At 66.3% G+C, this 21,738-nt stretch carries 21 protein-coding genes and 1 tRNA gene; 9 read left to right on the forward strand and 13 right to left on the reverse strand.

Going from position 1 to position 21,738, the window contains the following annotated elements; genetic code table 11:
* The first annotated feature begins 43 nt into the window (after positions 1–43).
* Positions 44–1,129 (forward strand): LacI family DNA-binding transcriptional regulator, encoded by a 1,086-nt coding sequence (locus tag C8J24_RS06730; protein WP_082451164.1) that lies wholly within the window; start codon positions 44–46, stop codon positions 1,127–1,129.
* A 57-nt stretch (positions 1,130–1,186) separates the two neighbouring features.
* Here C8J24_RS06730 and C8J24_RS06735 read toward each other — a convergent pair whose 3' ends face one another.
* Genes C8J24_RS06735 through C8J24_RS06775 form a run of 9 tightly spaced genes read right to left on the reverse strand, consistent with a single transcriptional unit; the run spans position 1,187 to position 9,914 of the window.
* On the reverse strand, positions 1,187–2,863 hold the full coding sequence (locus C8J24_RS06735) for a GMC family oxidoreductase (protein WP_031440861.1): 1,677 nt from the start codon (positions 2,861–2,863) through the stop codon (positions 1,187–1,189).
* Between the two features lie 21 nt (positions 2,864–2,884).
* Positions 2,885–3,730 (reverse strand): sugar phosphate isomerase/epimerase family protein, encoded by an 846-nt coding sequence (locus C8J24_RS06740; protein ID WP_107931140.1) that lies wholly within the window; start codon positions 3,728–3,730, stop codon positions 2,885–2,887.
* On the reverse strand, positions 3,727–4,302 hold the full coding sequence (locus C8J24_RS06745; protein ID WP_107931143.1) for a gluconate 2-dehydrogenase subunit 3 family protein: 576 nt from the start codon (positions 4,300–4,302) through the stop codon (positions 3,727–3,729). The genes C8J24_RS06740 and C8J24_RS06745 overlap by 4 nt, the downstream gene beginning before the upstream one ends.
* Positions 4,299–5,129, reverse strand: coding sequence for a 3-keto-disaccharide hydrolase (locus C8J24_RS06750; protein ID WP_107931145.1), 831 nt, complete (start codon positions 5,127–5,129; stop codon positions 4,299–4,301). Before C8J24_RS06750 ends, C8J24_RS06745 begins: the two co-directional genes overlap by 4 nt.
* 11 nt (positions 5,130–5,140) lie before the next feature.
* Positions 5,141–6,052, reverse strand: coding sequence for a hydroxypyruvate isomerase family protein (locus tag C8J24_RS06755; RefSeq protein WP_107931147.1), 912 nt, complete (start codon positions 6,050–6,052; stop codon positions 5,141–5,143).
* A gap of 13 nt (positions 6,053–6,065) precedes the next feature.
* Positions 6,066–6,455 carry a c-type cytochrome gene (locus C8J24_RS06760; protein WP_107931149.1) on the reverse strand — a complete coding sequence of 130 codons (390 nt, stop codon included), beginning with the start codon at positions 6,453–6,455 and terminating at the stop codon, positions 6,066–6,068.
* On the reverse strand, positions 6,452–7,594 hold the full coding sequence (locus C8J24_RS06765; RefSeq protein ID WP_107931151.1) for a Gfo/Idh/MocA family protein: 1,143 nt from the start codon (positions 7,592–7,594) through the stop codon (positions 6,452–6,454). Before C8J24_RS06765 ends, C8J24_RS06760 begins: the two co-directional genes overlap by 4 nt.
* On the reverse strand, positions 7,591–8,655 hold the full coding sequence (locus C8J24_RS06770; protein ID WP_107931153.1) for a sugar phosphate isomerase/epimerase family protein: 1,065 nt from the start codon (positions 8,653–8,655) through the stop codon (positions 7,591–7,593). The genes C8J24_RS06765 and C8J24_RS06770 overlap by 4 nt, the downstream gene beginning before the upstream one ends.
* Positions 8,652–9,914: an MFS transporter gene (locus C8J24_RS06775; RefSeq protein WP_107931155.1), complete on the reverse strand. Its 1,263-nt coding sequence runs from the start codon at positions 9,912–9,914 to the stop codon at positions 8,652–8,654. The genes C8J24_RS06770 and C8J24_RS06775 overlap by 4 nt, the downstream gene beginning before the upstream one ends.
* Positions 9,915–10,038: 124 nt before the next feature.
* On the opposite strand from C8J24_RS06775, the gene C8J24_RS06780 reads away from it, so the two are divergent.
* Both C8J24_RS06780 and C8J24_RS06785 read left to right on the forward strand, forming a co-directional pair.
* On the forward strand, positions 10,039–11,046 hold the full coding sequence (locus C8J24_RS06780; RefSeq protein ID WP_107931157.1) for a LacI family DNA-binding transcriptional regulator: 1,008 nt from the start codon (positions 10,039–10,041) through the stop codon (positions 11,044–11,046).
* A 107-nt stretch (positions 11,047–11,153) separates the two neighbouring features.
* Complete coding sequence (locus C8J24_RS06785) at positions 11,154–11,849, forward strand: hypothetical protein (RefSeq protein WP_107931159.1); 696 nt, start codon at positions 11,154–11,156, stop codon at positions 11,847–11,849.
* 39 nt (positions 11,850–11,888) lie between these two features.
* Here the strand turns inward: C8J24_RS06785 and C8J24_RS06790 are convergent, their stop codons facing one another.
* Positions 11,889–12,827, reverse strand: coding sequence for an ABC transporter ATP-binding protein (locus C8J24_RS06790; RefSeq protein ID WP_107931161.1), 939 nt, complete (start codon positions 12,825–12,827; stop codon positions 11,889–11,891).
* A gap of 272 nt (positions 12,828–13,099) precedes the next feature.
* Here C8J24_RS06790 and C8J24_RS06795 point away from each other — a divergent pair, with 272 nt between their 5' ends.
* Positions 13,100–13,333, forward strand: a complete 234-nt coding sequence (locus tag C8J24_RS06795; protein ID WP_031393477.1) for a zinc-finger domain-containing protein — start codon at positions 13,100–13,102, stop codon at positions 13,331–13,333.
* Positions 13,334–13,351: 18 nt separating this feature from the next.
* Positions 13,352–14,782 (forward strand): metalloprotease TldD, encoded by a 1,431-nt coding sequence (tldD, locus tag C8J24_RS06800; RefSeq protein WP_056673054.1) that lies wholly within the window; start codon positions 13,352–13,354, stop codon positions 14,780–14,782.
* Positions 14,783–14,806: 24 nt separating this feature from the next.
* Here the strand turns inward: tldD and C8J24_RS06805 are convergent, their stop codons facing one another.
* Positions 14,807–16,009 carry a phospholipase D-like domain-containing protein gene (locus C8J24_RS06805; protein WP_107931481.1) on the reverse strand — a complete coding sequence of 401 codons (1,203 nt, stop codon included), beginning with the start codon at positions 16,007–16,009 and terminating at the stop codon, positions 14,807–14,809.
* Positions 16,010–16,173: 164 nt separating this feature from the next.
* Between C8J24_RS06805 and rpoZ the strand changes: the two genes are divergently transcribed.
* Positions 16,174–16,518 carry a DNA-directed RNA polymerase subunit omega gene (rpoZ, locus tag C8J24_RS06810; RefSeq protein WP_031439727.1) on the forward strand — a complete coding sequence of 115 codons (345 nt, stop codon included), beginning with the start codon at positions 16,174–16,176 and terminating at the stop codon, positions 16,516–16,518.
* A 550-nt stretch (positions 16,519–17,068) separates the two neighbouring features.
* On the opposite strand, the gene C8J24_RS06815 is transcribed toward rpoZ, so the two are convergent.
* Positions 17,069–17,749, reverse strand: coding sequence for an RlmE family RNA methyltransferase (locus C8J24_RS06815; protein WP_107931163.1), 681 nt, complete (start codon positions 17,747–17,749; stop codon positions 17,069–17,071).
* Complete coding sequence (locus tag C8J24_RS06820) at positions 17,746–18,765, reverse strand: Ppx/GppA phosphatase family protein (protein ID WP_056673048.1); 1,020 nt, start codon at positions 18,763–18,765, stop codon at positions 17,746–17,748. Before C8J24_RS06820 ends, C8J24_RS06815 begins: the two co-directional genes overlap by 4 nt.
* Before the next feature lie 185 nt (positions 18,766–18,950).
* Here C8J24_RS06820 and C8J24_RS06825 point away from each other — a divergent pair.
* The 3 genes from C8J24_RS06825 to C8J24_RS06835 all read left to right on the forward strand — a co-directional run bounded on the left by C8J24_RS06825 (position 18,951) and on the right by C8J24_RS06835 (position 21,315).
* Positions 18,951–19,024 (forward strand) — tRNA-Gln (locus tag C8J24_RS06825).
* A gap of 438 nt (positions 19,025–19,462) precedes the next feature.
* Complete coding sequence (locus C8J24_RS06830) at positions 19,463–19,873, forward strand: hypothetical protein (protein ID WP_107931165.1); 411 nt, start codon at positions 19,463–19,465, stop codon at positions 19,871–19,873.
* A 404-nt stretch (positions 19,874–20,277) separates the two neighbouring features.
* The gene (locus C8J24_RS06835; protein ID WP_107931167.1) at positions 20,278–21,315 is read left to right on the forward strand and encodes a HupA family protein; all 1,038 of its coding nucleotides are present in this window, start codon (positions 20,278–20,280) and stop codon (positions 21,313–21,315) included.
* The last annotated feature ends 423 nt before the right edge of the window (positions 21,316–21,738 follow it).

Raw genomic sequence — 21,738 nt, forward strand, 5'->3', positions numbered from 1 at the left:
GTGGGGCTTTGCCGCGTCAAGGGGGTGCGCTAACGGTTGGTACATGAACACTTCCTCGATCGGCCGCGTCAAGACGTCGCGGCGCACCGGCGGCGCGCCGACCATCAGCGACGTCGCGCGACTCGCCGGGGTCTCGCCGATGACCGTATCGCGCGTGATCAACGGCACGAGCAATGTGCGCGCCGCGACGCGCGATGCGGTGACTCACGCGATCGCGACGCTGAACTATGCGCCCAACCCGGCCGCGCGCAGCCTGGCCGGGGCGGGGCAGGTCCGCATCGGCCTGCTCTACAGCAACCCGAGCGCGGGCTTTCTCAGCGAGTTCCTGCTCGGCAGCCTCGACCAGGCGGCGCGCAGCGACGTGCAGATCATCATCGAGAAATGCGACCTGGGCGAGCACGAGATCGCGGTGACGCGTCACCTGATCGAGGGCGGAATCGACGGCATCATCCTGCCGCCGCCGTTGTGCGAGGCGGATGCGGTGCTCGACCTGCTGGCGGCGGCACAGGTCCCGACCGTGTCGCTGGCGAGCGGGCTGCCCGTGCCCGACATGCTCGCGATCCGCATCGACGACCGCGAGGCGGCGCTGACGATGACTCGGCACATCATCGCGCTGGGCCATCGCCGGATCGGCTTCATCACCGGCAACCCAAATTTGTCGTCGAGCGCGCGTCGGCTCGAAGGCTATGCGGCGGCGCTGGACGAGGCCGGGATCGCGCGCGACGAGTCGCTGATCGCGCACGGGCTGTTCACCTACCGATCAGGGCTCGATGCCGCCGAGACGCTGCTGGGCCTCGCCGAGCAGCCATCGGCGATCTTCTCGTCGAACGACGACATGGCCGCCGCGACGGTCGCGGTCGCGCATCGGCGCGGGCTCGACGTGCCGGGCGACCTGACGGTGTGCGGGTTCGACGACACGACGCTGTCGACCGCGATCTGGCCCGAATTGACGACGATTCATCAGCCGATCGCGGACATGGCGCGATCGGCGGTCGAAATGCTCGCCTCGACCATTCGCCGGTCGCAGGCGATCGATCCGCAGGACCGGCACAAGACGTTCGATTTCACGCTGATCCGGCGGCAGTCCGACTCGGCACCGCGGCGCAGGCCCAAGGTCTCCGTCGACTGATCCGTCGCCTGCCCCTGATCAATGATAGCGATATCATAGATCAGGGGCAGGAGTCGATCAGGCGCGGGTGCGCTGCTTCACTGCGTGATCGGCGGCGCGCGCGGTCAGCGCCATGAAGGTGAGCGACGGATTGACGCAGGAGGCCGAAGCCATCTGCGCGCCATCGGTGACGTAGAGGTTGGTGGCCTCGTGCGCGCGGCTCCATGCGTCGAGCACCGAGGTGCGCGGATCGCGCCCCATGCGCGCGCCGCCCATTTCGTGGATCGCGTCCCCGGGAACGTGCTCCTGTTCCGAACTCTTGACGTTGGTCAGCCCGGCACCGCGAAGCATCGCCTCGCCCTGCGCCCGCGCATCCGCCATCATCTTGAGTTCGTTGTCGTGGAAGCGCACGTCGAACCGGAGCAGCGGCACGCCGAACCGGTCGACCTTCGACGCATGCAGCGACACATGGTTGTCGGCATAAGGCAGGCATTCGCCGAACGCGCCCATGCTGAAGTGCCACGGCGCATAGTTGCGCATCCCGTGTTTCATCGACGCGCCGAACCCGACGGGTGCCGCGGGCGTGCGATAGGCGCCGCCCTGATAGCCATAGCCGCGTTTGAAGCCGACGCCGTCGTCGCCGCCGATGTTACGGAAACGCGGGATATAGACGCCCCCCGGGCGGCGGCCATATTCGATGAACTCCTGCATCCCGCCGATCTCGCCGTCGACCCCGACGCGGAAGATATGGTCCATCACATAGCGCCCGAGCGTGCCGCTCGTGTCGAAATGGCTGCGATCGCTGCCCGCCGGACGCGAATTGAGCAGGATCTGCGTCGATGCCATTGCCGAGGCGCAGAGGAAGACGAGGTCCGCCTGTACCGACTGTGCCTGGCCGGTCTTGGTATCGATGTAGCGGACGCCGGTCACGCGCTTGGCCTTGGGATCATAATCAAGGCTGGTGACGACCGCGTCCGACTGCAGCGTCAATCGGCCGGTCGCGCGCGCCGCGGGCAGCGTCACCGCCTGGGTCGAGAAATAGGCGCCGAACGAACAGCCATTGCTGCACTGGTTACGGAACTGGCATTTGGTCCGGTTCTGCTCGGGCTTGTCCTCGGTCATGTTGGACAGGCGCGTGTTGATCAGCTTGCGACCGGGGAAGCGGCTCTCCAGATTCTGCTTCAGCCACTTTTCCGCGACGTTCATCGGTATCGGTGGCTGGAATTCGCTATCCGGCAGATAGGGCAGATTCTCGCGCGAGCCGGACACGCCGATATATTTCTCGACATAGCTGTACCAGGGCGCGACGTCGCCATAGCGGATCGGCCAGTCGCCATCGATTCCGTCGCGCTTGTTCGCCTCGAAATCCTCCTCACTCCACCGGAAGCACCAGCGCCCCCAGATCAGCGACTTGCCGCCGACCGCCGCGGGCCGGATCCAGTAGAATTTGCTGCCCTCGTCATAGGCATAGGGGTTCAGCCGGTCGTCATTGTAGAAGGCGCGGTTGCTGGGTGCGACATAGCCGTGCTTGGCGATGAAATAATCGCTTTTGACGAGCGCCGGGGGCATGATGTTGCGCGCGGGCACCTCGTAGGCGGGCTTGCCGTCATAGGCATAGCCTTCGCCGTGCTCGACCATCACGCCGCGGTCGAGCATCAGGACGCGCAGGCCCTTTTCGGTGAGTTCCTTCGCAGCGAACCCGCCGCTCACGCCCGATCCTATGACGATCGCGTCGAACCTGTTGGTTGCGGCCATGGTCTTGGTCTCCTGTCTCGATCAGAAGCGCAGTGCGCGCAGCGTCCGGAAGCTGGTGGTGATGTCGGGCAGATAGGGCGCGGGCGCCTGGTCGTTCTCGACGTAGAAATGCTGCACGCCGGCACTCGACTTGCGCTTGAACAAAGCGGCAAAGTCGAGCGTGCCCTGGCCGACCGCGGTCATGCTGCGATCGGGCCGCATGTCCTTGACGTGATAGGCGTAGAGGCGGTTGGACAGCCGGTCGATCAGCGCCGCGGGATCCTCGCCCGCATGCGCCGCCCAGTAGATATCGAGCTCGAGCTTGACGAGCGCGGGATCGGTTTCCTTGAGCAGGCGATCATACAGGCTGACCCCGCCCGGCCGGATCGTGAATTCGAAATCATGGTTGTGATAGGCAAAGCCGAACCCCGCCGACTTCAGCTGCGTCGCGAAGCGGTTGAAATTAGGCAGCGCGGCGTTCCAGCCCTGTTCGTTGCGATGCTCGTCGGTCATGTACGGCAGTACGACGGTCTTCGCGCCGAGCGTCCTCGCCATCGCCACCGACGGTTCGAACCGCTGAAGCAGCGCGTCATAGCCGATATGCACCGAGGGTGCGGTCAGGCCGAGCCGGTCCATGGTCTTGCGCAGCAGCGCGTGATCCATCGTCTCGTACCCGCCGCCGCCGAATTCGACCTCGCGGTAGCCGATCCGCGCGACCGCCTCGAGCGTGGCGACGGGGTCCTTCGCGAACAGCTCGCGCACGGTATAGAGCTGCAGGCCGATCGCCTTGAGCTGTGCGGCGTAGGCGGGCGAGATCGCGCGATCGGCCAGCGCGAGCGCCGCCACCGCACCGGTGCCCGTAAGCAGGGTTCTACGGCTGAGGATCATGAGGAATACACCTTGTTGACCTGGGAATAGGGGAAGGCACCGTTATATTCGCCGGGGACCGGCAGATATTCGCGTTCCTGCGTGATGCCGATTTCGGACGTGTAGTAACCGGTAATGACGAGCTGCCGGAACGCGGTGAAGAACGCGCCGCCCGACGGCAGGCCGTCGTTCATCGCCAGGGTGAGCAGCGCGTCGTGTTGTGCCGCGGTCGCCCGGGCGCCGGCGACCTTGTAATCCTGCAGACAGCGCGCCTCGATCGCGTCGAGCCCGGCGATGATCGGCGCGCGGTCCTCGGGCCGGGCCCAGTCGGCCAGCAGCTTTTCGATAAAGGCAGGGACGTCCGCCGCGATCGCGCCGGGGGTATCGGTGGTCGGCAGGACGCGCTCGCTGAGCGCGGTCATCAGTGCACGTTGTGCAGGCGTGAAGACCGGCGCGCTCGGTGGCCCTTCGCTGATCGGCGGGATACCGGCCGCCGGCTGCTGTGCGAGCCCGGCCGCGCGCGCGATCGGGGCATAGAGCGCTGCGCCGAACATGCCGGCGACACCGGCCAGCGCGGTTCTGCGATCGATCATTTACCGTCCTTTCCAAGGTCCTGCGCGATTGCCGCATCGGCCAGCGGGCGGATCCAGATGTTGCGGAACGCCACGGGGGAATCATGGTCCTGCAGCTGGATCGGTGCCGCATCGGGATGCGCGGTATAGCGTGCGACATGGCGCCAGTTGGTCGTGCCGAGCATCGCCTGGTGGTTCTGGACGAGCACGCCGTTGAGCAAAGCGGTCACGTAAGCCGGCCGAACCAGACTGCCGTCGGCGGCAAAGCGCGGCCGCTCGAACACGATGTCGTAGGTCTGCCATTCGCCCGGTTTGCGCGCCGGGTTCACCAGCGGCGGCTTCCAGCCATAGACCCCGCCCACCGTGCCATCGGCATAGGTCGGGTTCCGATAGCCGTCGAGGATCTGCAGCTCGTAGCGCTGCATGAACCAGATGCCGCTGTTGCCGCGGTCCTGCGAGCTCTTGGTCGGCGGATTGGGCGAGCGGAATTCGAGATGCATCTGCACGTCGCCGAAGCTCTGTTTCGAGACGAGATTGTTCTCGCCGCCGCTTTTTGCGCGCGACGGGATTATCAGCACACCGTTCTCGATCGGCCAGGCGATGCGATCGGGCTTCCACGCGTCGAGTGAACGGCCGTCGAACAGCACGATCGCGTCGGCGGGCGGACCACCGGGGGCGGCGGCCGGCGCGACGGCGATGGGCGCAGGGCGGTCGGCGTCGTGGACACGCCATTGGCCGCCGGGCAGCATCGGCGTGTCCGTGAAGCCCGGCTTGTCCTGCGCGGCAACGGACCCCGTTGTCGCCAGCGCCATCACCGCGACGACCCCCGCTATCACATAGCTCGTCATGCTCTTCCCCCTCATGCCGCGTCGATCGCGCGATAGGCGGCGATCAGGCGATCCTCGCCTGCGCGTCCCGCCACCGAATTGCCGTGTTCCATGCCGATTACCCCCGCATAGCGCCGGCCGCGCAGCCAGCGGACGATCGCGGCATAGTTGATCTCGCCCGTCATCGGCTCGTTGCGGCCGGGATTGTCGCCGAACTGGAGATAGCCGATCTCGCTCCAGCAGGCGTCGAGCGTGGGGATCAGATTCCCCGACTGGATCTGCTCATGGTAGAGGTCGGCCAGGATCTTGACCGCAGGGCTATTCGCGCCGCGGGCGACCGCATAGCCCTGCGCGATCGTCTGCATATAGACGCCGGGATGGTTGGTGCGCGTGTTGAGCGGCTCCATCACCATCGCGACGCCGTGCGGTGCGACGATATCGCCGGCGCGGCGCATGACGTCGATCACGCGCGCCGTCTGGATCTCGACGGGCAGTTTCGGGTCCATGAAGCCGGTGACGACGGTCATCCGGGTCGCGTTCAGCCGCTTGGCGACCGCGATCGACGCGCGGATATCGGTCAGGAACCCTTCGCGATCCGCGTCGTCATTCGCGCCGAGCAAGGGGCGCGACTTCGCCCATTTGGGCATGCTCGCGACGAAGACGCCCATCGTCATGCCACGCTGCGACAGCGCCTTTGCCATCCGCTCCTGGTCGGCGACGGGACGGGCCGCGGCCTCATTGTCTTCCCAGGCGGTGAAGCCCTGGTCGGCGGCGAAGGCGATCTGCTCGATCAACCCGCCGCGGCTCGCAAAGCTGCCCTCATGCGGCGCATAGCCGAGCGAGAAGCGGGCGGCGGTCGTGCCGCGGCGCTGCGCGGCGATCCCCGCGGGGAGCAGCGACGCCGCGGCGCCGGCAGCGATCAGCGTGCGGCGGGAGAGCGTCATCGCCGGATCCGTCTCATTTCGCGCCCGCCGCCTTCAAATAGGCGATGATCGCGGCGCGTTTCGCGGGATCCGGGGTCGCGATCGGCATGCGCGACCCTGGGACCTTCTTCGACGGCGAGGCGAGATATTCGCTCAGCGTCGCGTCGTCCCAGCGCAGCTTCGACGCCTTCAGCGCAGGCGAATAATTGAACCCCGGCGACGCGGCGGCGGCACGGCCGACCACGCCGTGAAGGTTGGGGCCAATACCGTTGCGGCCGCCCTTGTCGACCGTATGGCAGGCCCGGCAGGCGGCAAAGGCCGGGGGCGCCGCGGCAGGCGTCGTCTGGGCGCTGGTCGGCGCGCAGACGGCGATGAGGGCCGCCGCGCCGATGCTGGCGGCGCCAAGCCCGATGAAGAATTTCATTCCGTCTCTCCAGGATAGAGCGGCGACCATTTGCGGTCCGATGCCGCGTTGGCGATCACCGCCTCGATAAACCGCATCGTCCGAAGCCCGTCGACGACGCCGGGGAACCAGCGTCCGCCCTCGCCGCGCACGGTTGCCGCAAAGGCGCGGTACAGATTGGCGAACGCCTCGATATAGCCTTCGGGATGGCCCGACGGGGTCCGCGTCAGCGCGGCGACGCCGGGCTGCAACGCGGGGCCGCCGGTGCGGACGATCTCGGCGGGGCGGTCGAGCCAGCGCATGACGAGCGTGTTCGGCTCCATTTGCGCCCATTCGAGCCCGCCACGCTCGCCATAGATTCGCAGCGTGAGCGCATTTTCCTCGCCGGCGGCGACCTGGCTCGCCTTCAGCATGCCGCGCGCCCCGCCCTCGAACCGCAGCATCGCGCTGACATCGTCGTCGAGCCGGCGGCCCGGCACATGCGTCGTCAGATCCGCCGAGACCGCCTCGACCCGCAGCGCGCAGACATGTTCGGCGAGGTGGAAGGCATGCGTGCCGATATCGCCGAGACAGCCGCCCAGCCCGGCGCGGGCCGGGTCGGTCCGCCATTCGGCCTGGCGGTTGCCGTCACCATCGATCGGCAGGCTGAGCCAGCCCTGCAGATATTCGACCTGGACGAGGCGGATCGCGCCGAGATCGCCGCGTGCGACGCGGGCGCGCGCCTCGTCGATCATCGGATAGCCGCTATAGGTGAAGGCGAGCGCGAAATGCCGGCCGCTTGCCTTGGCGGCGGCGGCGATCGCCTCCGATTCGGCGACGCTCATCGCCATCGGCTTTTCGCACAGCACGTCGAAGCCCGCGTCGAGCGCGGCGATCGCCATCGGCGCGTGGAGATGGTTGGGCGTGACGACCGCGACCGCCTGCGCGCGGATGTCCGCGGGCAGCGCACGTTCGCCGGCGATCATCGCCTCGAACGACGCATAGACGCGTGCCGGGGCGAGCCCGAGCTGTGTGCCGGTACGCGTGTTGCGGCCGGTATCGGTGCTGAACGCGCCTGCGACGAGGTCCCAGTCGCCGTCGAGCGCGGCGGCCATCCGGTGGACCGCGCCTATGAACGCGCCCTCGCCGCCGCCGACCATCGCAAGCCGCAGCCGGGTCATGCGCGGTCCTCGGCCAGCCCCAGGATCGCGCGGATCGATGCGCGATCGATCCCGCTGGCGGCGAAATCGTCGAACGGGCGCTCGGTCAGGCGGATGATGTGGTCGCGGATGAACGGTGCGCCCTCGCGCGCGCCGTCCTCGGCCCGCTTGAGCGCGCACTCCCATTCAAGCACCGCCCAGCCGGCAAAGCCATATTGCGCCATCTTGCTGAAGATCGCCGAGAAATCGACCTGCCCGTCGCCGAGCGAACGGAACCGCCCGGCGCGGTCGACCCAGCTTTCATACCCGCCATAGACACCCGATCGGCCGGTCGGGTTGAACTCGGCGTCCTTGACGTGGAAGCAGGATATCCGGTCGTGATAACGGTCGATGAAGTCGAGATAGTCGAGCTGTTGCAGCACGAAATGCGACGGGTCGAACAGGAGGCGCGCGCGCGGATGGTTGTCGACCGCGGCAAGGAAGCGTTCCCAGGACGCGCCGTCATGGAGGTCCTCGCCCGGATGCACCTCGAACGCGCAGTCGACGCCGGCCTCCGCGAACACGTCGAGGATCGGGGTCCAGCGGCGCGCGAGCTCGGCGAACGCCTCCTCGATCAGCCCGGCCGGGCGTTGCGGCCAAGGATAGACATAGGGCCAGGCAAGCGCGCCCGAAAAGGTCGCATGCGCGGACAGGCCGAGATTGGCGCTCGCACGCGCGGCCAGCTTGACCTGTTCGACCGCCCATTGCTGGCGCTCGGCGGGCTTGCCGTGCAGCTCGGGCGGGGCGAACCCGTCGAACAGCGCATCATATGCAGGGTGGACCGCGACGAGCTGGCCCTGGAGATGCGTCGACAGCTCGGTGATCGCGATGCCATGCGCGGCGAGCCGGCCGCTAAGATCTTCGCAATAGGTCTTGCTCTCGGCAGCCAGCGACAGGTCGATCAGCTGCGACGTGCAGGGGATCTGCACGCCGACATAGCCAAGTCCGGCAGCCCATTGCGCGAGTCCGTCGAGCGTGTCGAACGGCGGCTCGGAACCGAGAAACTGGGCGAGAAAGATGGCTGGTCCGCGCAGTCCGGTCATGCTGCAATCTCCCGTCGGGTATCGTCGCGAAACAGGATCTGGAACAGCAGCGCGATCACGGCGGCGGCAATCGCGGGATACCACCACATTTGCTGCCAGTCGGCGATGGTCGGCGCGGCGGGCAGCTGCGCATAGAGCATCGCGCCGATCTGCGACCCGAGCAGCATGCCGACGCCATAGGTGAACAGCGTCAGCATCCCCTGCGCCTGTGCGTTCACCCCCTTGGGCGTCGCGATCGTGCCGGTGTAGATCGCGCCCGCGACGAAGAAGAAGTCATAGCAGACGCCGTGCAGCGCGACGCCGAGATAGACCGCCCAGAGGCTCGATCCGCCGTCGCCGATCGCGAACAGCGCGTAGCGCGCCGCCCAGGCGATCATCCCGACCAGTAGCAACGGCTTCACGCCGAACCGGCGGTAGAGCCACGGCATCGAGAACATGAAGACTAGTTCGGACATCTGCCCGATCGCGAGCGTGCCGCCGACATTGGTGATGCCGGTCGCGCCGACATAGGGCGAGGCATAGGCATAATACATGGCGAGCGGGATCGAGATCAGCGTCGCGCAGGTCATGAAGATCAGGAACGACCGCTGGCGGAGCAGACCGAAGGCCTCGACGCACAGGACCTGGCGCAGCACGCTTTCGTCACGCGGCGCGTCGGAGGCGACATTGGGCAGCGTGAAGCTGTAGAGCCCGAGTGCGATCGAGACGACCGCTGCGACGCGGAAGATCTGCGGGCTCGCGGACAGGCCCGCCCAGCCGATGATCAGCCCCGCGGTGATCCAGCCGAGCGTTCCGAACGCGCGCACGAACGGGAAATTGTCGGTCCGATCGCCAAAGCTCTTGAGTGCGATCGTGTTGGCGAGGCCCACGGTCGGCATGTAGAGGATCATGTAGCCGAGCAGCAGCCAGACGAAGCTGGCGCCGCGTTCGGGCGTCACGAATGACGGCAGCACGAACAGGATTGCGCCGCCGACGAGATGGAGGATGACCATCAGCATCTTCGGACTGACATAGCGCGCCGCCGCCATGCCGAGCAGGAACGAGCCGACGATCGAGGCGATCGGACCGACCGAAAAGGCATTGCCGATCAGGTTGCCGATCCCGACGGTCTGCATCGCCAGCCCGAGCGTGACGTTCCACGCGCCCCAGACGAAAAACTGCATGAACATCAGCGCACTGAGGCGCGCGGTGAGCAAGCCGCCCGTCGCGGTGTCGACACCGCGCAAGGGGGCCGTTCCCAGATCGTCCGCTACCGCCATTCGCCACCTCTCAACCGCAGTTTTGCTGCTTGTCTGACATAAGGCTAGGTCGGCGAAGCATCGATGTAAAGGATTACATCGGTTATCGGTCGACAGCGGCAGCGCCCGGATCCATGACCCGGCGATGCCGACGATCATCGAAGTGGCCGCGATGGCTGGCGTCTCTACCGCAACGGTGTCGCGCGTGCTCAGCCGACCGGACCAAGTGTCCGAAAAGACCCGGCTGCGCGTGCTCGCGATCGTCCGGTCGTCGGGCTACGCGCCCAATGTCGCTGCGCGCAGCCTGCGCACGCTGCGCGCCGCCAAGATCCTGCTGACGGTCCCCGACATCTCGAACCCGTTCTTCGCCAGCGTCATCCGCGGCGCGGAGGAGGCCGCGCGCGACGCGGGCTATTCGGTCGTTGTCGGCGACACGCGGCATGATTCCGCGGTCGAGGATCAATATGCCGACATGCTGTCGCGTCGCGAGGTCGACGGGCTGATCTTCCTCGGCCACCGCCTGCCCGACAGCCTGGCGTCGCTGCTCGCGCGGGAGGGGGGCGCCGCACCGATCGTCAATGGCTGTGAATATAGTGCGGATCTCGGCGTCCCCAGCGTCCATATCGACAATGCGGCGGCGAGCGCGGAGGCGATCGCGCATCTCGCCGATCTCGGCCACCGGGCGATCGGCGTCGTCACCGGCCCCGAGATCAGTCCGATCAGCCGCGACCGTCTGAGGGGTGCGCTGCGTGCGGCCGAACGGCACGGCCTGCGCGACGCGCTGCACGTCGAGATCGGCGATTATTCCGCGGGTTCGGGCTTCGTGGCGACGCGCGCGCTGCTCGCCGCCGGGGTGACGGCGATCTTCTGCTTCAGCGACGAGATGGCGCTGGGGGCGCTGAGTGCGATCGGCGAGGCCGGATTGTCCTGTCCGGGCGACGTGTCGGTCATGGGGTTCGACGATCTTCCGCTCGCACGCTATTTCCAGCCCGCGCTGACCACCATCGCGCAACCCAAGGGGATGATCGGCCGGCGCACCGTCGAACTGCTCGTCGACATACTGCGCGGCGTCGAATGCCCGACACGCCACATGACGCTGGCGCACGCGCTCGTGGTGCGTGGCAGCACAGCCGGGCCGCGCACCGACCGCTAAGGCGGACACGCGGCACCGTCCGACGGGCCGCCCGCATCGTCCCGGGCGCCGCGGTTCGACGCGCGCGAGCCTGATATCGTCGACCGGGCCGCGGCGCGGGCGGACCGTTGCGCCCGCCCGCGCCTCCGTTCAACCTCTACCGGATCGGTGCCGATCGCTGGGTCGTATGGGGTCTGCGCGGCACGATCAGCTTCATCGGCGGCACCGTTCGCGACATGTACGGGGTGGCATTGCCCGCCGGCCCGGTCAAGATCGGGTCCGAGCCGCTGATCGTCAGCGGCGCCACCGGCTATACGATCACCGCGTCGCAGCTCGTCGCCGACACGATGCTGCAATATGGCAGCGGATCCTGGAGCTACTGGCGTCGCGACAAGGCGAATGTCGATACCCGGCTCGGCGTGTTTGACACCGATTTCGCGAGCCATTTCGGCGATCGCTGGTCCAAGCCGCTCCGCATCAATAATACCACCGCCGCACCGGCAGGCGATGGCGCGAACCCGATCCGCGCGGTGATCCGCTATACCGCGCCGCGCGCGATGCTGGTCGAACTGTCCGCCTGTTTCAGCAAGGCGAATACGGGCGACGGCGTCGATTACCGGATCACCCGCAATGGCGTCACGGTCGCCTCGGGGATCGTCGTCGACACCGCCACGGTCAACGGGGTCAAGTTCGGCCTCGAAATCGGCGACAAGGTCGATCTCGTATTCGGCCCCAACCAAACCTATGGCAGCGACTCGTTCTTCTACCGCGCCACGCTGAGCAACCGTGGCCAGGGCACGACGGTGGTCTGCCCCACGGCGTAAGCCGAACCGGCCCCGGCGCTGCGCCCGAGCCGCGCGCGCTCAGGCGTTGGCGGCGCGGGTGAGGCTGAGGAACACGTCCTCGAGATCGGGTTCCTTGGTCGAGACGTCGACAATGCCGAAGCCGCCCGACTGGACCGCGGCGAGGACTTCGCCGGCGTTCACGCGGTCCTTGGCATAGGTGATTTCGAGCGTGCGCGTGCCCTTGAGCGCGATCTTCTGGAAGCAGGCGTTCGCCGGGACCATGCCGACATCGCGGTCGACGGTGACGGCGACGATCTTTTCCTGCGCCTTGCCGACGAGTTCGCGGGTCGGTTCGTTGGCGATCAGGCGGCCGTTGTTGATGATCGCGATCCGGTCGCAGAGCTCTTCGGCTTCCTCGAGATAATGCGTCGTCAGGATCACCGTGACGCCGGCGGCATTGAGGCTGCGGACATAGGTCCAGAGCTGCTGGCGCAGTTCGATGTCGACGCCCGCGGTCGGCTCGTCGAGGACGAGGACGGGGGGCGAATGGACCATCGCCTTGGCCACCATCAGACGCCGCTTCATGCCGCCCGACAGCGTGCGGGCATAGGCATGCGCCTTGTCCTCCAGATGCACCGCGCGGAGCAGCTCCATCGTCCGGCGCTTCGCCTTGGGCACGCCGTACAGCCCGGCCTGGATCTCGAGCGTCTCGAACGGCGAGAAGAACGGGTCGAACAGGATCTCCTGGTTGACGATCCCGATCGACGCCTTGGCGTTGCGCGGGTGGCCGTCAATGTCGAAGCCCCAGATCGCGGCGCTGCCATCGGTCTTGTTGACAAGTCCCGCCAGGATATTGATCAGCGTCGACTTGCCCGCGCCATTGGGGCCGAGCAGCCCGAAGATCTGGCCGCGCGGGACGTCGAACGTCACCCCGTCGAGCGCGCGCTTGGGTGCCGCCATGCCCACGGGGGCGTAGGTCTTGCAGAGATTGGTGATGGCGATCGCGGCTTCGGTCATGGCTGCGGCATAGCGGGACGGGAAGGGCGGGTCATCCCCTCGGGGGTCGCAAAGAAGATTTGTTCGCGCGGAGGCGCGGAGGCGCAAAGATGTCGTATCCAGCCTGTCGGTCGGGAGACCCACTCCCTGTTCCGCCATTCCTGATGTGAAGGTCGCTTCGCGACAAGCGCAACACCTCCGCGCCTCCGCGCCTCCGCGTGAACAAATCCTTCCTTCCTATCACCACCGAAGAACCAATTGCCCGCCCCGCCCGCGCTTGCTATCGCGCCCGCATGCATCCGCCGCTCGAAACCACCCGCGTCACCCACGCCCGCGTCGCCTGCGACGGCGCCACCGACATTCCCGGCGGTGCAGCGCTCGGCCATCCGCGCGTGTGGCTGCAGATCGACGAGACCGGCTATGTCGATTGCGGCTATTGCGATCGGCGCTTTATCTTGGTCGGCGGGGCCGCCGATGGCGCGGACCAGTCGACATTGCGTGACCATGGGGATGGCGCAGGGCGCTAAGCCGCTTATATCTATCGGATGACGATAGCTGCAGACCCCCGCTCGTTCCTCTACCGCGACACGCTCGACCCCGAGCAGGCGCAGGCGCTGACCGCCAAGGCGCTCGCCAAGGCCGATGACGGCGAACTCTATCTCCAGTACCGCAAGGCGGAGGCGTTCGGCTTCGACGACGGCCGGCTCAAGACCGCCTCCTATGACACCAGCTCGGGCTTCGGCCTGCGCGCGGTGTCGGGCGAGATGACCGCGTTCGCGCATTCGAACGAGATGACCCCCGCCGCGATCCGCCGCGCCGCCGAAACGATGGCGCTGATCGAGCCGGGCGTCGCCGCCAAGGCCGGCCCCCCCCAGGGCACCAACCGCCACCGCTACACCGCCGCCGACCCGCTCGACCTCGTGCCGTTCGCGGACAAGGTGAACCTGTGCCAGACGATCGACGCCGCCGCGCGAGCACGCGATCCGCGCGTGGCGCAGGTGTCGGTCAGCCTGTCGGGGACATGGTCGGTCGTCGAGATCGTCCGCGCTGATGGCTTCATCGCGACCGACGTGCGGCCGCTGGTGCGGCTGAACGTGTCGATCGTCGCCGAGCAGAATGGTCGTCGCGAAACGGGCAGCTACGGTATCGGCGGCCGTTATCTCTATACCGACCTCTTCCAGCCCGAGACGTACAACCGCGCGATCGACGAGGCGCTGTCGCAGGCGCTGGTCAATCTCGAGTCGATCGCGGCGCCCGCCGGCGAGATGACCGTGCTGCTCGGCAATGGCTGGCCCGGCATCCTGCTGCACGAAGCGATCGGCCACGGGCTCGAGGGCGATTTCAACCGCAAGGGCACGTCGGCCTTTTCGGGGCGGATTGGCGAGCGCGTCGCGGCCGAGGGCGTGACTGTGGTCGACGACGGATCGCTCCAGGATCGCCGCGGCTCGCTGACGATCGACGACGAGGGCACGCCGACGCGCGAAACCGTGCTGATCGAGGACGGGATCCTCAAGGGCTATATGCAGGACCGGCTCAACGCACGGCTGATGGGCGTCGAGGCGACCGGCAATGGCCGCCGCGAAAGCTATGCGCACGCGCCGATGCCGCGGATGACCAACACCTTCATGAAGGCGGGCAACGACGATCCCGCCGAGCTGCTGAGCCGCGTCAAGAAGGGCATTTTCGCCAAGGCGTTCGGCGGCGGGCAGGTCGACATCGTGTCGGGCAAGTTCGTGTTCAGCTGCACCGAGGCGTATCTGGTCGAGGACGGCAAGCTGGGCGCGCCGATCAAGGGCGCGACGCTGATCGGCGACGGCCCCAGCTCGCTGACCAAGGTGCGCGGGATCGGCAACGACTTCGCGCTCGACGAGGGCATCGGCATGTGCGGCAAGGGCGGGCAGTCGGTGCCGGCGGGTGTCGGCCAGCCGACGCTGCTGGTTGACGGGCTGACGGTCGGCGGCACGGCGGCGCAGTAACGGGCGCCGCCGTTCAGCGGCGTCCTAGTCCTCGATCCCGAAGTTCAATCCGCGCGAGACATTGGGGTCGACGACCGCGACCAGGAAATAGGCGCCGAACTGCTTCACGCGCTGCAGCCAGCCGGTCTTTGTCTTGTACAGCGCTGGCGTGATCTCGGTCGAAGCGGCGATTTCGGCGTCGACATAGCGGCGGACATGCGCGGCGAAACCGGGATCCTCGATCCGGATCATCAGCTCCATGTTGATGAACAAGCTGCGCATGTCGAAATTGGCGGAGCCGATATGGACCGCGTCGTCGATGACATACAGTTTGGTGTGCAGCTTGGTCGGCTGATATTCGAAGACGTGCACGCCCTTGCGCAACAGTCCGGCATAGGTGAACCGCGCGGCGGCGATCGTCGCGTTGTTGTCCGATTTCGCGGCGGTGACGATGCGTACGCGGTCGGTGCGACGGCCCGCACGATCCAGCCTCCGCAACATCGTCGGGCTCGGCGTGAAATAGCCGGCGATGATGTCGATCCGTGTCGCCCTGCGCATGTCGTCGCGGACCGCCCGCGCCCAGGGTGACAGCCGCCGCGTCGGTCCGCCGATCAGCCAGCGTGTCGGCCCCTGCGTCTCGCTATAGCGGCGCAGCGCGTGGTTTAGTTTGCGCAGCTTGCCCCTGGGCTGGTGGATCCAGCTGCTCAACGCATCGAAATAGCCCGTCAGCCGCCCCGCGGCCGGGCCTTCGATCAGCAGGCCGAGATCGCGCCAGGCATTGTCGGCAATCGTGCCGAAATAGTCATCCTCGACGTTGAAGCCGCCGACGATGATCCGCGCGTCGTCCTGTTCGCCGTCCGCCAGCGCAAGCTTCTGGTGATTGCGCAGCAGATATCGCCGGCCGAATCGCGCGGAGAACCGGCACACCGCGATTCCCGCGGCTTCGAGCGGGTCGAAGAAATCGGCGCTCGCCGCATCGTCGCTGCCAAAGCCGTCGACGATCAGCGCGACCGTCACGCCGCGTTTCGCCGCCGCGATCATCGCCGCGTTCACGCGCTGGCCGGCATCGTCGTCGGCATAGATATAATAGAGGATCCGGAGCGACTGCCGCGCGCCGTCGATCAGCCCGATCAGTGCCGTCAGGCGTTCGGGTCCCGCCTCGAGCAGGGTCAGCTGGTTGCCATCGACGGTGAAGACCGACTCCGCCGCCTGCGGGGTCGTGATGCGATCGAGCTCGGGGGCGGGCATGGTCATGGCCCGGGGTAGTGGACATAGCATCGGGCCGATGCAACCTTGCGGCGGGGCGACACGGGGCAGCGCCGGACACCCAACCGGCAAAATCTTGACTTTGTGGCGCGGTGTGGGTAGGCGCCTGTGTTCTCCCTATCGGTGTTTGTTGCGAAGGAAGCGTCATGGCGCGCGTTACCGTCGAAGATTGTGTCGACAAGATCCCCAACCGGTTCGACCTGGTGCTGTTCGCAGCGCAGCGTGCGCGGCAGATCTCGGGCGGCGCCGAACTGACGCTCGACCGCGATCGCGACAAGAACCCGGTGGTCGCGCTGCGCGAGATCGCCGACGAGAACGTCAAGCCGGCGCATCTCAAGGAATCGGTCATCCAGGGCCTGCAGAAGGTCCGCGTCGACGATGACGACGAGGTCGATGCCGTCGGCAGCCTCGCGGCATCGGCCGAGGCGCTGCGGCTCACCGCCGCCGCCCCGCCGCGCAACCAGAATCTGGGTGCCGATTACGAGGGTTGATCGCACGGACGTGGTGCGGCGCGAGCCGTGTTGTGATCCGACCCTGATCGGTTTCCGGCTAACGATGCTACGGCATCGCTTTGCTGGTGTGATTGAAAGGCTCGTGGACCTGAAGGTCCGCGGGCCTTTTCTCTGCGGGTGTCGTTGGGGGTGAGGCGGGGGGGTAACGGGGGCGGTTCGCATTCGCCGTCCCGGTGGCTACCGGTCGCAACCCTCATACCGGTCGCCACCCCGACACCGGTCGCCACCCCGACACCGGTCGCCATCCCACACCGTGCGTCACCCCCACACCGTTCAACACCCGCACACCGTTCGCCACCCCCCTACCGTTCGCCCTGAGCGTAGTCGAAGGGCATGGGACTCAAGGTGCTTCGACTACGGTCAGCACGAACGGGGGGAGGGAGGCGGCGGGCTACCGGGCTTAGTCTGAAGGGTTCAACGCAAGCGCGCGTCCGGCCATGCCGCGGCCATCATGCCTAAAACCACCCCTCCGCTGCAAAGCCGCGTCGTCAGCCGTCGAGGGGCGTCAGCGGCATTATCAATCGGTGGATCAGCGCTCCCGATCGACCGATCGCCCCTTGAACCCCTGCGCCACCACGAACCACTCGACCGAGCCCTTGCGGCTCGCCGGCGGCTTGGCATGCTTCACGCTGGTGAAGTTGCGCTTCATCTCGGCGACCAGCGCGGAATCAGCGCCGCCCGCGAACACCTTCGAGACGAAAGTCCCGCCCTTCGCCAACACGTCACAGGCGAAATCGAGTGCCGCCTCGACCAGCGCCATCGTCCTGAGCGCATCGGTCTGTGGATGGCCGACGGTGTTCGCTGCCATGTCCGACAGCACCAGGTCGGGCGCGCCGCCGAGCGCGTCGATCAGCATGGCGGGCGCCGCGTCGTCCATGAAATCCATCTGGAAGATCGTCACGCCGTCGATCGGATCGACCGGCAACAGGTCGATCCCGACCACCGCCGCCTTGGGCAGGCGCCGCTTGATCACCTGTGCCCAGCCACCCGGCGCGATGCCGAGGTCGATGACGCGCTTCGACCCCTTGATGACCTCGAACCGTTCGTCGAGCTCGGTCAGCTTGTACGCCGCGCGGCTGCGATAGCCCTCCGCCTTGGCGCGCTTGACGTACGGGTCATTCAGCTGGCGCTCGAGCCAGCGCGTCGACTGCGCGGTCCGCTTGCGCGCGGTGAGGACGCGGGTATGCCCGCCCGAGCCGCCGCGGCTCATGGCCTGGGGCTCCCCATCAGGCGGCGCAATATGCCCTCGCGAATGCCGCGGTCGGCGATGCCGAGCCGTTCGGCGGGCCAGATGTCCATGATCGTCTCCAATATCGCGCAGCCCGCGACCACCAGGTCGGCGCGCTCGTTTCCGATGCAGGCGAGCTTCGCCCGCTCCTCGATCGCCATGTGCGACAGGTCCGCGCTGATCCGCCGCATCGCGCTGGCGGGCACGATCAGCCCGTCGACTTCCGACCGGTCGTAATGGCTGAGCCCCAGATGTACGCTGCCGAGCGTTGTCACGGTGCCGCTGGTGCCGAGCAGCCGGGGCCGCTCGACATTGACCGGCAGCCGCGCGGCGAACGGGGCGATGCTGTCCGCGACGACCTGGCGCATTCGTGCATAGGCCGCGCGTCGGCCCGCCTCGCCCTTGCCGCCGCCCGCATGTTCGGTCAGCGACACGACACCCCAGGGCGCGGAATGCCAGTCGAGCACGGTCGGGATCGGCGTCGACGTATCGACCAGCACGAGTTCGGTCGAACCGCCGCCGATGTCGAAGATCAGCGCGGGGTCGTTGCCGGGTTCGATCAGCGCATGGCAGCCGAGCACGGCCAGCCGCGCCTCTTCCTCCGCGGTGATGATGTCGAGATGGATGCCCGTCTCGGCAAGCGCGCGGGCGATGAAGGCGGGGCCGTTGCGCGCCTGGCGGCAGGCTTCGGTCGCGACCGACCGCGCGAGCGTGACGTTGCGGCGTTTCAGCTTGTCCGAACACACGCGCAGCGCGGCGATCGTGCGTTCGATCGCGGCGTCGCTCAGCTGCCCGGTGGACGCGAGCCCCTCGCCGAGCCGGACGATTCGCGAGAACGCGTCGATCACCGCGAACCCGCCTGCCTGTGGTCGCGCGATCAGCAATCTGCAATTGTTGGTGCCGAGATCCAGCGCGGCAAACGCTTGCGCATCGGCCCACCGCCCTCGACCGGGCCGGGTCGCCGCCGGACGGGCAGGACCAGCCTGCCGGGACGGCATTCGGGCGGAAACATCCCCCATCGCCGTAAAACTCACTATCTATATCTGCCGCCGCAGGAAAATACCCGCCCGGTGCTTGCCAACGAATGTAGCGCAGCGCGGCGATTACGCAAGCGACGTGGCGGATCCGCGAAATCTCGGCGTTGACACGGCGCAAACCTCCGCTTAGATCGCGCCCTCGCTGATGCCCCGTCGTCTAATGGTAAGACTGCGGTTTCTGATACCGCCTATTGAGGTTCGAATCCTCACGGGGCATCCAGCGCTTCTGTGGAACAGCAGTATAGCTGCGGTTCGTGCGCACCACCATGCGGCGCGAATATCATGGCTTAAAGGGCTGGTCTTATCCCATTTCTGCGCTCTACCCAGGAGACAGGAATGCCCAAGATTTCTCCATCAAACGTATCTCAAAGCGTTCGTCCGCATGACCCGGCGACCTGGCCTCAGCGGACCGAAGTAGACGGCGCAATCGTACCGGCAGTGTCGCTCGAACTCGACGGTGCTAGGGTTCGCCTCGTGAGAGAACTCCGGTGCGACGGCGTTCCTGTACTGAGCATGTCCGCATGGAGCGAGCTATACACACTCCTCTTCCGCGAGGGATGCATACGAGGCGCTGAGCCATCAGCAGGACAGCTTCACTTACTGGAGCGTCGGGGCAACCGCAATCGGCACGGCATGGCTGACGTCGATCGTCTCGGCCGTGGTCTCGGAATACGCGATCGAACGTGGGCACGCCCAGGCCAACGCAGATCGCGAAGCGGAAGAAGCTGGCCTGCTGGCCGAGCAGGAATTAGCCGCCACGGCCGAGGTCGCGGCCCACTACCGAATGCGGAAGAAGCGCTTCGCGGTAATCCTCGAATACGGAACCGCTGACGGCAGATTTTGGTCGATCGCCTTCGACGAGGCATGGGAACGCGATCGCTTCTGGGATTGGTTCAGCTGGCAGACCGAGCGTTTCCAAGAATTCGCTGACCACATGAAGGACGGCGACCGACTCGATCTCGAACGCAAGCTGCTCAAGGAAATGATCGTGACCGAGCAGGCGGTCAAGAAGCAGGGGCCCGGCGCCGGCGGACGGCGCCCCCTCCGATTCTGGAGGGGAGAAGTCTGATGGCGACGAAAGCCGACCACGGGAATATGCCCACCGACGCGTTCATAACGGATTCGCTCGAGCATAGCCAATTAGCATGTTGCAAAATTGCATCAGAATAAAGGTATTTTGCAACCTACTTTTGCGACATCAGGACGCGAGAGAACACGAGCGCTGAGGGCTTTGCTGCGAAACTTAGCACTTCCGCGACACCGCAATGTCTGCCTCCGCCCGAAGCCGGGCGCCGGGCCGGGCGCCGGCAAACGAGAGGGGGCTTTTCAGAACTGGAAGCTTGTCAATGCCGATCCGCTGATCAAGCTCAGCTGCTCGAGCCGTACCCGCTTATCGATGGACGTGGCGGTCAGGTACTCGCATAGTGTCAGGCAGACCTGTAACAATGGCAAGCAGACTTCGAGAGAAAGTGTATGATTATCAACCGTTTGCTGTCCGGTGTCTGCGTGCTCGCGTTGGCCGGGTGCGGCGGTGGCGGTGGCGGCGGTGGGACATCCACAGCGCCGATCGTTAGCGTCCCATCGCCAACGCCGACGTCTTCGCCCACGCCAACCCCTTCACCCACGCCAACCCCCTCCGTCGTCGTACAGACGTTCGTACAGGCAGGTCTGACTGCGGGCGGCACTGGCAACACGCTCGATACGCAGAACGCGACGGCGTTCAGCGTTGCGATTGGCGATCCTGATGCGCCGGGCGCCAACGCATTCGGCGACATCAACTTCGACGGAGATGAGACCATCGTCGTCCGACACACCGGCCCGGTAATTCCATACAACGAGACCTTCGCATTCGACAGCTATCGCGGTGCCGGCAGCAATAGTTTCTACACCGGGTCGAGCGCCGAGCGGTTCCTGCCCACACGAGGCTATCAGAGCCGGATCGGCCAGGCGTCGTCCGCCTTCCTCATCATGCCGCTGCTTGAGGAGGTTCGGAAGACTGCGGCTACGGCGGCGAGGACGGACAACGTCACTGAAAGCGTCCGACTTCTGGACGTGCGCGTCGCCGCCAGCGGCAACCCACCTCAGAGCCGCGCGCTGCAACTCGTCGGTGATCGCACCATGTCGAACACCGTCCCGACGGCAGGCACTCGGACGTTTGTCGGCGAGTCTTTCGGGGTGCGGTATTTTTCAAATGCTAACGTGCAGGACTATGTCGGCGACTCCGTCCTGACCGTCGATTACAGTGGGCGGACACTCACAGGTCAGATCACGATCGCTCAATATCTTGGTTCTACCCCCGTTCGACCCACGCTGACGGTCGAGATCGTTGGAGAGATCGCGGCGGATGGCACGCTTACCGGCAAGGTCACGGTCCGCGGTACCGGTGTTTTCGAAGCAGGGTACCTGACCGGCGCACTCTACGGACCAACGGGTGACGAGATCGGCCTAGTGCTGATCTCATCAGGGGAGTCCGGATCGGTGCTCGGCGGTGTTGTGGCGGGTCAGGAGTAAGACCCTATCCTGCTTCAGCGGTGTAGGACTGTAAGACGACGTACGACAGTAGCGGACTGTACCTTCCGCCCAAGAGCTGCCGCTCGCCTTCCCACCAGTTCAGCCATCCCGCTGTCGCAAAACCGGCGACATACGCGACGTCCGAAACTCAGCTTAGTTGCAACAGTGCTACATTCTCTCCTAGCCCGGCTGTTTATGCGGTGGAGTGTTATACAAGCTAGTACTTTTCCTCATCGCGGTGCGTTAACTCGCCGGTGAGACAAATGCCCGGCTTTCTAAGTCGGGCATTTTTTTGTTATTAATAACCTGTAGAATTATTTGCTGTCGTTAAAGCAGGTTGTTGCCTCGGAGATGATCCGCGACACCCTTTCGCAGCTCACGCGGGCAAAAGTTGACGGATCGGGACCATCGCCAACACAAGCG

Source organism: Sphingomonas aerolata, from assembly GCF_003046295.1.
In the GTDB taxonomy this organism is placed as follows: Bacteria; Pseudomonadota; Alphaproteobacteria; order Sphingomonadales; family Sphingomonadaceae; genus Sphingomonas; species Sphingomonas aerolata.